The sequence below is a fragment of the Paractinoplanes polyasparticus genome (genome assembly GCF_019710575.1).
In the GTDB taxonomy this organism is placed as follows: Bacteria; Actinomycetota; Actinomycetes; order Mycobacteriales; family Micromonosporaceae; genus Actinoplanes; species Actinoplanes polyasparticus.
In genome coordinates, this window is sequence record NZ_JAHWFK010000025.1 from 102,558 (window position 1) to 115,065 (window position 12,508).

The following is a 12,508-nucleotide window of genomic DNA, read 5'->3' on the forward strand; positions in this document are numbered from 1 at the left end:
ATGAGTTCCGGCGGCGGCAAGCGCAAGCAGCGCCATGAGGAGCACGAGGAGCACGTCAATCACGAGCGCTGGCTCGTGTCGTACGCCGACATGCTGACCCTGCTGTTCGTACTGTTCGTGGTCCTGTACTCGATGAGCGACGTCAACATGAAGAAGTTCGCCCAGCTCGCCTCCGGTCTGTCCTCCGGCTTCGGCGCCCAGAGCGTCGCGTTCCAGGGCCAGACCGGGCCGATGGACGGCTCGGGCAACTCCGCCGAGATCGTGCAGATCGACCCGGGCGCCAACCCCGGCGACGGCAAGGCCGGCTCGGCCAACCTCACGGCCCAGCAGAAGGAAGCCGTCAAGGCCGCCATGGCTGCCGAGAGCCGCGCGCAGGCTTCGAAAAACGCTCAAGCCGCCGCCAAGGAAGCCGAAGACCTCAAGAAGATCGAGAACAAGATCTCGGACGCGTTGGCCAAGCAGAAGCTGCTCGACTCGGTCAAGTTCACGATCGACCGGCGCGGCCTGGTGGTCACCGTCCTGACCAACGAGGTCGTCTTCGCCGGCAACCGGGCCGATCTGCAGCCCGGCGGCCGGAAGATCCTCGACGCCATCGCCCCGACCCTGGCCAAGCTGCCCAACAAGATCGAGGTCGACGGCAACACCAACCAGCTCAAGGCCAGGACCACGTTCTACCCGAGCGGCTGGGAGCTCTCCGCGGCCCGCGCGTCGACCACGGTGCGATACCTGGTGGCGCGTGGCCTGGCCAAGGACCGGATGAGCGCTGTCGGCTTCTCCGACACCAAGCCACTGATCGACCCGTCCGACCCCCGGTCGATCACCATGAACCGCCGCGTGGACGTCGTAGTCCTGACCACGCTGACCGCCGAGCAGGCGGCACTGCTGCCGGCCGCGTCCGGCGCCGACAGCAAGTTGCACACCGGTGAGACTTCGGAGCAGGCCGGTAAGCGGGCTCAGAGCGACACCGGGAACACCGATACACCAAGCGAGTCCGGCACCAAGCCGGCCACCACGACGCACGATTGAGAGGAGCTTTCAGATGAGCAAGGACGAGACGACCACCACTGCCGCCGACGCCCCGAAGAAGTCCAAGAAGATGCTGATGATCATCGTGATCGCCGCAGTCGTGCTGCTGGGCGGCGGCGGTGCCGGAGCATTCTTCATGCTCAAGGGCGACACCGCCGAGGCCGCGCCGGTCAAGGGCAGCGTTGTGGCCCTGGAGGACGCGATGACGATCAACCTGGCCGACGGCCACTACCTGAAGCTGAACTTCTCGCTCCAGCAGACCGCCGACGCCGGCGCCGAGTCGGTCGACACCAGCGAGGCCCGCGAGCTGGCGATCGACGAGTACACCGGCAAGTCGCTGGAGGAGCTCTCCACCGAGAAGGGCCGCGAGGAGCTCAAGAAGGAGCTGACCGCGAAGATCGTGAAGGCGTACACCGAGGAAGACAAGAAGATGGTGATGGGCGTCTACTACACCTCCTTCGTCACCCAGTAATCGAACAGCACTGATCAGCCAGAGGGCGGGTTCACCACGGTGAACCCGCCCTCTCTGGTCGTAAGCCGGTAAAAAGGCCCCTCCCGCTCAGCCGTTCCGGAAACGAGCCGATGGGGACAACGTGACCAACGCCGCACGTACCTCGGGCCGGATCTCGCGCCGCGGCCATGGCGGCGGGCCGGCGCCGTACGACTTCCGCAAGCCCATCAAGCTCTCCCGGGAGCACGTCCGCACCTTGCAGATCGCGTTCGAGACGTACGCGCGCAGCTGCGGCACACTGCTCACGACCCGCCTGCGGGCGGTCAGCAACGTCACGCTGGCCGGGATCGAGCAGCTGAACTACGACGAGTACGTCGCCGCTCTGAACAATCCGACGGTGCTCGCGGTGGTGGTGCTCGACCCGCTGCCCGGATCGGCCCTGTTCGAGATGTCCACCTCGGCATCTATGACCGCAATCGATCACATGCTGGGCGGCCCCGGCGGGCCGCAGCCGGAGCGGCCGCTGACCGAGGTCGAGATGCCCCTGCTGCGAGGTCTGCTGGAGCGGATGCTCGGCGAGCTGCGGTACGGCTTCGAGACGCTCGTCGACATGCATCCGAAGCTCAAGGAGATCGAGTACAACGCGCAGTTCCTCCGTGCCCACCAGCCCGGGGACGCCTGCGTGGTCGCCTCGTTCGACATCAAGATCGGGGCCGAGGAGACCAGCCACACGATCTGCCTGCCCTTCAACACGATCCTGCCGGTGCTCTCGCGTACCGAGGCGGTGGTGCTCAGCGAGGCCGAGCGGGCGGCCAAGGACATGGCTCTGCGCAACCTCACGGCCGGACTTTCCTCGGCCCCGCTCGATGTGGCGGTCCGATTCCAGCCCATTCGGATGCGTACCGATGACATCGTGGACCTGCGGCCCGGTGACGTCGTCCCGTTGGGCCATCCGACGAGTCAGCCTCTCGAGGTGACCGTCAACGAGACCGTTTTCGCCCATGCAGTGCCCGGTAATCAGGGGGCCCGGCTCGCCTGCCTCGTCGTGCCTGCTCCCAAGGAGTCCTCGCCCAAGGAGTCTGGTCGCCCATGACCGCGCCCACCATCACCGCGCCGCAGCTGGCGCTCGCCCGGAACGCGGCCGAGGCCGCGCTCGGCGTCCTTCCCACCAGCCGGCCCCTGGTCGCTGCCGACCCGATCGCGGCGACCGCCGACGCCCTGACCGAGGGGCAGGCGGTCACCGCCCGGTTCAGCGGCGCGGCCTCCGGCGAGGTGGTCGTGGTGGTCGGGCAGGACCTGGCGGACGCGCTCCGGGAGAGCCCGCTCGGCGAGCTCGACCTGACGGCCGCGGTGCGCCCGGCGCTCGAGGCCGCGGCCCGCGTCTTCGGCCCGGTGGTGCTCGACCCCGGTGTCGTGATGGAGCCGCAGGTGGCGCTGAGCGCGCTGGCGGCCAAGGACGATGCCGTCGCTGTGCCGCTGGTCGAGGGCAACCAGATCCGGGCCGTGCTGGCGCTGGCCCTGAACCCGTGGCCCACCGGCGACGGGGGTGGGGGTGGGGTGGCCCGGCGTGAGCCGGCGGGACCGGCGGCCGTGCAGCTGCGTGGCGGACTGGACATGTTGCAGGACGTCGAGATGGAGGTCTCGGCCGAGCTGGGCCGCACCCGGATGAGCGTGCGCGAACTGCTCTCGCTCACCCCGGGCGCGATCGTCGAGCTCGACCGGGCCGCCGGCAGCCCGGCCGACCTGCTGGTCAACGGCCGGCTGATCGCCCGGGGCGAGGTCGTCGTGGTCGACGAGAACTTCGGCATCCGGGTCACCGACATCGTCTCGCCCGGCGCCGAGCGGGAGTAACGGCCTTGTTCGAGCTCGTGCTGCGGGTCGGCTTCTCGCTCTTCGTCATCCTCGGCATGATGTGGGGGCTGGCCAGGCTGGTACGCCGTCCGCTGCTCGGGCGCGGACACGGGGATCTGGTCGTGCTCAACCGTCAACAGCTCTCCCGGGGCGCCGCGCTGGCCGTGGTCAAGGTGGCCGACCGGGCGATGATCCTGGGCGTCACCGATCAGCAGGTGAGCCTGCTGGGCGAGGCCGAGGTCGAGCTGTTCGAGCACCACCCGAACGAACACCGCGACCATCTGCCGGTGGACGCCGATCTGGCCGCGGAGCTCGCGAACGGCTCGGGCGATCTGCCCGGGCGGCATCCGGCGGCGCCGAAGCACAGCCGGTTGGACGGGTCGCTGCTGTCGCCGCGCACGTGGCGCTCGGCCATGGAGTTTCTCCGCGATCGGACCAGCCACAAATGATCAAGCGCGCGCTGTTCCTCCTGCTGGCGAGTTGCGGATTCGCACTCGTGCTGTTGCCCGGACCGGCAGCGGCCGAGCTTTCCCGTACGCCCGCGGCCCCGGACCGCGCGCCGGTGACCGTCGTGGTCGCCCTTCCCGAGCGGGCTCCCGCGCCCCCGAGCCCGCCGGCCCGGCCCCGTGGGCCCAACCTCAACGTCAACATTCAGGGCACCAACCCGGACGGCAGCCGCCCGGCCACGTCGCTGATCGTCATGCTCGGCCTGACCGTGCTCTCGGTCGCGCCGGCCCTGCTGCTGCTCTGCACCTGCTTCACCAAGATTTTCATGGTCCTGGGGATCACCCGCAACGCGCTCGGCTTGACCTCGATGCCGCCCAACCAGGTGCTGGCCGGTCTGGCCCTGTTCATCAGCCTGTTCATCATGGGTCCGACCATCTCGGCCATGAACGAGCAGGGGGTCCAGCCCTATCTGAAGGGCGACAAGACCCAGTCGCAGGCGTTCAAGGACGGCGTCAAGCCGCTGCAGGACTTCATGTGGCGCACCACCCGCGACGACGAGGTGGCGCTGATGATCCGGCTCTCCGGTGAGGAGCGGCCGCAGAACCGCAACGACGTCGAGCTGACCACCCTGATCCCGGCCTTCGTGCTTTCCGAGCTGCGCGCCGCCATGATCATCGGGTTCGTCATCTTCATCCCGTTCCTTCTGATCGACATGGTGGTCTCGGCGTCCCTGATGTCCCTGGGCATGATGATGCTTCCACCGGTGACTGTTGCTTTACCCTTCAAGCTTTTGCTGTTCGTGCTGGTCAACGGGTGGGGGTTGATCCTCACGGCGCTGGTGGCGTCGTACCGATGAACCTATCCGTGCCGACCGCCGAGCTGCTCGCGCTGATGCTCGGCGCGGCCCGCACCGGCGCTTGGATGATGGTCTGCCCGCCGTTCAACTCCCGGCTCATCCCGGGCCCGGTCAAGGCGCTGCTCTCGATCGGTCTGACCCTGCCGGTCTTTCCGCAGCTGCGCGGCGCGCTGCCGTCGCTGCAGACCTCCGACATCATCTTCAGCGTCGCTCTGCAGGTCTTCGTCGGGGCGGGACTGGGCTTCGTCACCGCCATCCTCTTCGCGGCCCTGCAGGCCGCCGGTGACCTGATCGACCTGTTCGGGGGTTTCACCCTGGCCATGGGGTACGACCCGTTGTCGCAGAACCAGAGCTCGATCTTCGGTCGGTTCTACAATTTGGTCGCCGTCACCCTGCTCTTCGCCACCGACGGGCATCAGCTGGTGCTGCGCGGCTTCATGCAGTCGTTCAAGACGGTGCCGCTCAACTGGACGTTCTCTCCCAACACGTTCAGCGAGCTACTGATCAAGGGCATCGGCGAGATGTTCATGGCCGCCGTGCAGATCGCCGGCCCGCTGGTCGCCGTCCTGTTCCTCACCGACGTGGCCTTCGGTCTGCTCAACCGGGTCGCCCCCGCGCTGAACGCCTTCCAGCTCGGCTTCCCGGCCAAAATTTTCATGGTCCTGCTGATCTCCGGCATCGCGATTACGGCCCTGCCCGGTGTCCTCGACGCGATCGTGGAGCGTGCGGTCAACGCCGTGATCCAGCTCAGCGGGGGGTGAGCGGACATGTCGGGGGAGAAGACCGAACAACCGACAGAACAGAAACTCAAGAAGGCCAAGCGCGAGGGCCAGATCGGCCGCAGCCAGGACATCGGCGCGTGGTTCGGCATGCTGGCCGCCAGCGTGATACTGCCGCGCACCCTCGAGACCGCGATGGAGCATGCCGAGAAGCTGATGGTCCAGCTGCCCGACGTCATCGCCGACCCGCAGCCGGCCCAGGCGATGGCGCTGCTCAAACAGGCCATGATGGGCACGATCTGGGCCGTCCTGCCGCTGGCCCTGACGATGATGGTGGTCGGCATCGCGGCGGCCGGGGCCCAGGGCGGCATCCGGGTCGCCACCAAGCTGTTCGTCCCCAAGTTCAACCGGCTCAACCCGTGGCCCGGCCTCAAGCGGATGCTCGGCCCGCAGGCCCTCTGGGAGGGCACCAAGGCGCTGGTCAAGACGGCGGTGCTGACCGGTGTGCTCTATTCGACGACCAAGGACGTTTTCCCGGCGCTGATGAGTGCCGGGCAGCTTCCACTGCCCGCGCTGTTCGGCACCGTCGTGGACGCGTCCCTCAACCTGATCCGGGCCGCCTCGGTGGCCGGCATCGCGATGGCCGCCGCCGACTACTTCGTGGTGCGCCGCCGCACCAACAAGCAACTGCGCATGACCAAGGAAGAGGTCAAGCAGGAGTACAAGAACACCGAGGGCGACCCGCTCATCAAGGCGCAGATCCGGGCCCGGCAGATGGCGATGGCGCGCAACCGGCAGATGGCCGACGTGCCGACCGCGGACGTCGTGATGGTCAACCCGACCCACGTGGCGGTGGCGCTGCGCTACGAGCCGCAGAAGGGCGCGCCCCGGGTGGTGGCCAAGGGGCAGGGCCCGCTGGCCACCAAGATCCGCGAACTCGCGGCCGAGCACCGGGTTCCCATGGTCGAGGACAAGCCCCTGGCCCGGGCCCTGTACGGCAGCGTCGACGTGGGCCACGAGATCCCGGCCGAGTTCTTCGGCACGGTGGCCAAGGTGCTGGCGTTCGTCATGAGCCTGAAGGCGAAGGGATCGGCGGCCGGGCTGCACCGCAACCCTCATTCTGCCTCAGAAGCCGCATAACTGAAAAGTTAGGAGATTTCCTCACATCGGTACCTCGAACGGGGGAAGATCGCTCTGTGGGTCAGCATGCCCTGCTCAGTGAAGGCGACGGATCGCCGAACAGAGAAACGCCAGGATGGCGACCACCGCGCAGGGATGGCTCCACCATCCACTCCTGGAAGGTGCCGTGAAGAACCGCAGCATCAGCAAACTTGCCGTGCCCGTCGGGGTCATCGGCATCATCCTCATGATGGTCGTGCCCATGCCGACCTTCCTGCTGGACACGCTGATCGCGGTCAACATCACCGGGGCCCTGCTGATCCTGCTGGTCAGCATGTTCGTCCAGAAGCCGCTCGACTTCGCCGTCTTCCCCGCCCTGCTGCTGGTGGCCACCCTGTTCCGCCTGGCCCTGAACATCAGCGCGACCCGGCTGGTGCTGCGCGACGGTGACGCCGGCAAGGTCATCCACGCGTTCGGCAGCTTCGTCGTCGGTGGGAACCTGGTCATCGGTCTGGTCATCTTCCTGATCCTGGTCATCGTCCAGATGGTCGTGGTCACCAAGGGCGCCGAGCGGGTGGCCGAGGTCGGCGCCCGGTTCACCCTCGACGCCATGCCCGGCAAGCAGATGGCGATCGACGCCGACCTGAACGCCGGTCTGATCGACGAGGAGCAGGCCAAGGCCCGCCGGGCCGAGGTGGGCGCGGAGGCCGAGTTCTACGGCGCGATGGACGGTGGTTCCAAGTTCGTCAAGGGCGACGCCATCGCCGCCGTCATCATCACGCTGATCAACCTCGTCGGCGGCTTCGCGATCGGCGTGGCCCAGCAGGGCATGGCCGCCGGCGACGCGATGAACCACTACAGCCTGCTGAGCATCGGCGACGGCCTGGTCTCGCAGATCCCCGCGCTGCTGCTCTCGGTGGCCACCGGTCTGATCGTGACCCGCTCGGCCACCTCGGGCGACATGGGTTCGACGGTGACCGCCCAGCTCAGCCAGAACAAGCTCGCGATGCGCATCGCCGGCGGGGCCTCGCTCGCCCTGTGTGTGATCCCCGGCCTGCCCAAGGTTCCCTTCCTGATCGTCGGCGTGGCCGTGCTGGCGGCGGCCCAACGGATCAAGGACCCGGTGCCGGAGGAAGAGGCGGCGGCTGCGGCCGCAGCCTCGGAAGTGGTCGACTTGCCACCGGCCGACTCGCCCGAGCAGCTGCTGGGCGAGATGCGGGTCGATCCACTGGAACTCGCTCTCTCGCCCGACCTGGTCGATCTGGTCGACGCCAGCAGCGGTGACCTGCTCGACCGGGTCCGGGCCCTGCGCCGCAAGATGGCCATGGAGCTCGGCGTGATCATGCCGCCGGTGCGTACCCGGGACGACCTCGATCTGCCCCTCTCGTCGTACGCGATCCGCATCTCCGGGGTCGACGCCGGCACCGGGGAGGCTCCGCCCGGCACGGTGCTGGCGATCGGCGACGGCCTGCAGGGGCTGCCCGGCAAGGCGGGCGTCGAGCCGGTCTTCGGCCTGCCCGGCAAGTGGGTGCCGTCCGAGCTGCACTATCAGGCCGAGCTCTCCGGGGCGACGGTCGTCGACCGGGCCAGCGTGATCATCACGCACCTGGCCGAGGTGGTGCGCTCCAACGCCAGCCGCCTGCTCGGCCGCGAGGACGTGCGGGCGCTGACCGAGATGGTCAAGCGGACCCATCCCGTCGTGGTCGAGGAGCTCACCCCCGCGGTGCTCAGCCTCGGCCAGATCCAGAAGGTCCTCCAGGCGCTGCTCGACGAGGGTGTGCCGGTGCGGGACCTGGTGCGCATCTTCGAAGCTCTCTCTCTGCGAGCGAAGGTCACCATCGACCAGGACAGCCTGGTCGAGGCGGCCCGCGCGGCACTGGGCCCGGCCATCGCCGCCCAGTACACGACCGCCGGCCGGCTTACGGTGATCACGCTCGACCCCATGCTCGAGCAGCAACTGCTCGAATCTCTGCGGCCCAGCGAGACCGGGGCCTTCATGGCGATCGACGGCATCCGTGCCGAGTCCATCGTCAGTGAGGCCGCCCGGCTCGCCGAGACCGCGGAACAGCAGGGCCTGGCCCCGGTGCTGGCCTGCTCGCCACAGCTGCGGCTGCCACTGATGCGACTCCTGCGCGCTGGGTCGCGCCGGGTGCATGTGCTGTCGTACGGCGAAATCTCTGGTTCAACAGCACAGATCGAGACGATTGGGGTGGTGAACGGTGCCTACGCGGGTGCTGCTTGAGGGGCCGGCCATCGAGCCGTTGCTGGCTCAGGTACGCGATGAGTACGGCTCCCGTGTCCGGATCATCTCTGCCGACAAGGTCCGCAGTGGCGGGGTCGGTGGCTTCTTCGCGAAACAGCATTACGAGCTGTCCGTGGAGGTTCCGGACCCGAACGAGGACAGGAGTGACATGGCACAGCGCACGAAGACGGCCGACAGTGGTCAGCACAGCCTGGAACGGCTCCTGGAACGGGCCGAGTCGCAGGACCGGATCGACGATCCGGGCCGGGGGACGGCCCGTCCCTTCGGCACGTCCTCGCCACGCTCGGTGACGCCGGCATCGTTCGGCATCTCCCGGTCGGCCGAGACGCCGGCGCACGCGGCGCCCGAGAACAACTTCGGGGCCGACGAGGGTCGCAGCGCGGCGCTCGGCGACACCGGGGCCGCGTTCGCCGAGCTGATGGCCGGCCTGGACGCGGGCAACGACCGGTTCGCCTCGCGTCCCAAGCCGGCGCCGCGGGAGGACACCCCGACGGTACGGCCGTTCCGTCCGGCCGCCGCCGCGGAAACGCCGGTCAACGCCGCTCCGCGGATCCCCACCCCGCCGACGGTGGCGCCCCAGTCGCCCGCGCCGCCGCCGATGACCGCGGCCGTGCCAATGGCTCCGCCGCCGATGGCCGCTGCGCCGATGGCCGCTGCGCCGATGGCCGCTACGCCGATGGCGCAGCCGCCGATGGCTCCGCCGGCGCCGATGGTCGCGACAGCGCCAGTGGTTGCGGCGGCGCCGGTTGTCACGCCGCCGCCGGTGGCGCCGGCCGTTTCCGAGCCGGTCGCCCCGGTCTCGCCCGCGCCCAGACTGGCCGATCGGATCGGTGGGCTGGCCGCCAGCGAGGTCGAGGTGGACCCGGCGCCGGAGCCGGTCGCCGAGCCGCACGGCTTCCAGCCGTCCGCGTCCGTGTCGCCGGCCCCGGCCGTACAGCCCGTCGCGTCACCCGAGCCTGCGGTGGCCGACAACGAGCCGGTCATCCGCAACCTCATGTCGGTGGGCATGCCCGAGTCGATGGCCCGCCAGATCACCGGCAGCGACACGTACGCCGGTGTGCTGAGCGTGCTGGCCGCCCGCCCCGCGGCGGCCGGCGTCCCGGACGGCCCGGGCGAGATCCTGGTGCTCGCCGGCGACCTCAACCTGGGCGTCACGATCGGTCGCCAACTGCTCGACGAGATCGGGGTGCCGGAGAACCACCTTCTGCTGGCCGCCCAGTCGACGGCCGGCACCGGGCTGCACTCGTCCCGGCTGATCTCGACCCCGGACGCGGCCGAGCAGCGGGCCGAGAAGCTTCACAGCGCCGAGGAGCCGTGGGTCGTGGTGCTCGAGGCCCCGGTCGGCGGCACCGATCCGATCTGGATCAACGAGATGTGTGACGCGATCGGGGCCACCGCGGTCTGGGCGGTCGTCGACGCCACCCGCAAGACCGCCGACACGGCCCGCCACCTGCGGTCGCTGGGCGAGGTCGAGTCGCTGGTGGTGCACGGCGTCGAGCTCACCGCCGACCCGGCCTCGGTGCTCGGCCTCGACCTGCCGATCCACTCGCTGGACGGCAAGCCGGCCACCCCGCACGCCTGGGCCGCAATGCTCTGCGCGCGGATCGCCACCGACGTCATGCCGGTGGCCGCGCCGCCGCGGCGGGTCACCCGCTCGGTCCGGCCGTGATCCGTCCGTCGGTCCTGCTGTTCGCGCTCCTGATGAGCGCGCCGGCGTTGTATCGCTACGTTCTCGACCAGGTCGACATCACCGAGGTACTGATCCGGTTCGTGATCGCGGTGCCGATCGCCGCTCTGCTGCTGGCAGGGTTGCGGTTCGTCACGGCGGGTTACGGCCGGCCGGAGGGGAAGCCGGAAGGCACCCCGGTGACGCCGACTTCCATGGACGAGGCCGAGAGGCCGGCCTGACGGGCACAAGTCGAAGAGGGGTGATCGCGAAAGCGATCACCCCTCTTGTGTTCGGAGTCTACCGGCGACTCAGGTTCAGGCGTGTGTGTCGAGACGGCTCGAGCCCGGTGCGGCCGGACGGATCGTCGGCGTGTTCGGCTCGGTGGGCGCGGCCGGATCGGCGTCCCGGCGGCCACCACCCGGCAGGCCCCCGCCGGCGAACTGCTGACGCGCCTGATCCTGCTGGGCGTTGCCCTGCCGCAGGTCGAGCGACGTGTTGCGGAAACCGGCCTCGTCGAGCTGTCGCCGCAGGTCGTCGAGCGCGTTGCGCAGCGCGTCGTGGCCGGCGTCGGTGCTGCCGGTCAGCTGCACGTTGATGTCGCCGTTGCGGATCTCGGCCACCACCTGCACCGGGCCGAGGTCGACCGGGTGCAGATGCACGGTCAGGCGGTGCACACCGTCGGCGTCCAGCTTGAGCGGCACGATCCGCATGGCCAGCTGGGCGGCCGGCGGCGAGAAGGGCTGCGCGGCCGGAGCCGGAGCCTGAGCGCCGGCCGCGGGTGCGGTTGGCGCGGCTGCCTGCGGTCCGGTCACACCGGCCAGGCCGGCCTGGCCGAGCGCGCTGGTTGCGGCGCCGTCGGGGGCGACGCCGGGCGCAGCCGACGGGTAGACCGGATTCGCGGTGACGGTGCCCGCCGTGGCGTCGGGCGTCGGCTGGTCGGGCAGCGGGACCGGCGGGGCCGCGGCAGCGTCGTCCGCCGGCGCCGGGGTGGCGTTCGCGTCGGCCGGGCCGGGCGCGGTCGGCGCCGGAGCGGTCGCGGCATCGGCCGGTGGGGCGAGAACCGCGGGCCGGAGACCGGCCACCACCGGATCGCCGGCGCCCGCCGGTGCCGTGAGTGCGGTGGCGGCCGCGGCGGCCGCGGCCGGTCCGGCGGGAGTCGCAGTGCCGGTCGGGTCGGTGCCGACGGTGTGCCCGGCCGGTGCGGCCGTGCCGGCTCCGCTCTGGGCGAGCTGAGCGGCCAGGGCCGGCGAGAGCGGCGTGGCCGGCGTGCCGGGCGGCGCCGCGCCGGCGGGGTTCGAACCTCCGGTGGGCGCGGCCTCGACGCCGGTCGGCACACCGGTCGTGGGGGCGCCTGGCGCGGGCGGTCCGCCGGGCGGAGGTGGTCCGCCGGCGGTGGTTGTGGTGTCGGCGGCGGTGGGCTGAGCGGCCGCCGGCGGGACCGCCTGGGCCATCGCAGCGGCGGTGGCCGGAGTGGTGGTGGCTTCGGTTCCGGCCGGGGCGGACGTCTCGGCGTCCGTCGATTCCGGGCCGGTCGATCCGGCTGCGGCCGCGTCGGCATCGGCCTGGACCTCGCGCAGGCCGGTGTGCTCGTCGTGGCCGGGGGTCTCGGTGCCGGCCTGGTCGGTGCGGCGGTTGTCGGCCCGGTCGGTGCGGGTTCGGTCGGTGTCCGCTCGAGCGGTGTCGGTCCGGGCGGTGTCCGCCCGGGCGGTGGGCTCGCGGTCGTCGGTGCGGCGGCTGCCGGCCCGGTCGCCGGCCCGGTCGGTGTCGGTCCGGCGCTGCCCGGCCCGGTTGGCGGCCGCGCGGTCGGCCGCCTCCCGCTGCAGGGCGCTGCGCCCGGCGGCGTCGGCCCGGCGGTCCGCCGCCCGGTCGGCGACGCGCTGGTTCGCGGCCTGGTCGTCGGCCCGGTCGGCGGCACGCTGGTCGGCCGCGCGGTCCGCCGTGCGCCGGTCGTCGGTCTTCGCCTGGCCCGGCCGGTCGAGCTCGGCCGAGAGCGCGGAGCCGAACTCCTCCGCACCCTCGCCCTTCCTGGAGGGCCGGCGGCCGGCGTCGGTCACCGGCGCGCGGTCGGCCCCGCTGACGGAATTCGGCATCTTCATGCGGATCTCCT

12 protein-coding genes are annotated in these 12,508 nt (G+C 70.6%); 11 read left to right on the forward strand and 1 reads right to left on the reverse strand.

Annotated features, from left to right (window positions below; genetic code table 11):
- The 11 genes from KXC43_RS24410 to KXC43_RS24460 all read left to right on the forward strand — a co-directional run bounded on the left by KXC43_RS24410 (position 1) and on the right by KXC43_RS24460 (position 10,640).
- Positions 1-1,026, forward strand: a complete 1,026-nt coding sequence (locus KXC43_RS24410) for a flagellar motor protein MotB (RefSeq protein ID WP_221378461.1) — start codon at positions 1-3, stop codon at positions 1,024-1,026.
- Positions 1,027-1,039: 13 nt separating this feature from the next.
- A complete protein-coding gene (locus KXC43_RS24415; RefSeq protein WP_221378462.1) occupies positions 1,040-1,498 on the forward strand; it encodes a flagellar basal body-associated FliL family protein in 459 nt (152 codons plus the stop codon).
- Positions 1,499-1,619: 121 nt separating this feature from the next.
- The gene (locus KXC43_RS52805; RefSeq protein ID WP_221378463.1) at positions 1,620-2,570 is read left to right on the forward strand and encodes a flagellar motor switch protein FliM; all 951 of its coding nucleotides are present in this window, start codon (positions 1,620-1,622) and stop codon (positions 2,568-2,570) included.
- Positions 2,567-3,328, forward strand: coding sequence for a flagellar motor switch protein FliN (fliN, locus tag KXC43_RS24425; protein WP_221378464.1), 762 nt, complete (start codon positions 2,567-2,569; stop codon positions 3,326-3,328). The genes KXC43_RS52805 and fliN overlap by 4 nt, the downstream gene beginning before the upstream one ends.
- A gap of 5 nt (positions 3,329-3,333) precedes the next feature.
- Positions 3,334-3,777 carry a FliO/MopB family protein gene (locus KXC43_RS24430; protein WP_221378465.1) on the forward strand — a complete coding sequence of 148 codons (444 nt, stop codon included), beginning with the start codon at positions 3,334-3,336 and terminating at the stop codon, positions 3,775-3,777.
- Positions 3,774-4,631 (forward strand): flagellar type III secretion system pore protein FliP, encoded by an 858-nt coding sequence (gene fliP, locus KXC43_RS24435; RefSeq protein WP_221378466.1) that lies wholly within the window; start codon positions 3,774-3,776, stop codon positions 4,629-4,631. The genes KXC43_RS24430 and fliP overlap by 4 nt, the downstream gene beginning before the upstream one ends.
- Positions 4,628-5,392, forward strand: a complete 765-nt coding sequence (fliR, locus tag KXC43_RS24440; protein WP_221378467.1) for a flagellar biosynthetic protein FliR — start codon at positions 4,628-4,630, stop codon at positions 5,390-5,392. Before fliP ends, fliR begins: the two co-directional genes overlap by 4 nt.
- Positions 5,393-5,398: 6 nt before the next feature.
- A complete protein-coding gene (locus tag KXC43_RS24445) occupies positions 5,399-6,490 on the forward strand; it encodes an EscU/YscU/HrcU family type III secretion system export apparatus switch protein (RefSeq protein ID WP_221378468.1) in 1,092 nt (363 codons plus the stop codon).
- Positions 6,491-6,656: 166 nt separating this feature from the next.
- Positions 6,657-8,711, forward strand: coding sequence for a flagellar biosynthesis protein FlhA (gene flhA, locus KXC43_RS24450; protein WP_221378469.1), 2,055 nt, complete (start codon positions 6,657-6,659; stop codon positions 8,709-8,711).
- Positions 8,689-10,401, forward strand: coding sequence for a hypothetical protein (locus KXC43_RS24455; RefSeq protein WP_308129232.1), 1,713 nt, complete (start codon positions 8,689-8,691; stop codon positions 10,399-10,401). The genes flhA and KXC43_RS24455 overlap by 23 nt, the downstream gene beginning before the upstream one ends.
- Positions 10,398-10,640 (forward strand): hypothetical protein, encoded by a 243-nt coding sequence (locus tag KXC43_RS24460; protein ID WP_221378470.1) that lies wholly within the window; start codon positions 10,398-10,400, stop codon positions 10,638-10,640. Before KXC43_RS24455 ends, KXC43_RS24460 begins: the two co-directional genes overlap by 4 nt.
- A 75-nt stretch (positions 10,641-10,715) precedes the next feature.
- Here KXC43_RS24460 and KXC43_RS52395 read toward each other — a convergent pair whose 3' ends face one another.
- The gene (locus KXC43_RS52395; protein WP_221378471.1) at positions 10,716-12,497 is read right to left on the reverse strand and encodes a flagellar hook-length control protein FliK; all 1,782 of its coding nucleotides are present in this window, start codon (positions 12,495-12,497) and stop codon (positions 10,716-10,718) included.
- Positions 12,498-12,508: the final 11 nt, after the last annotated feature.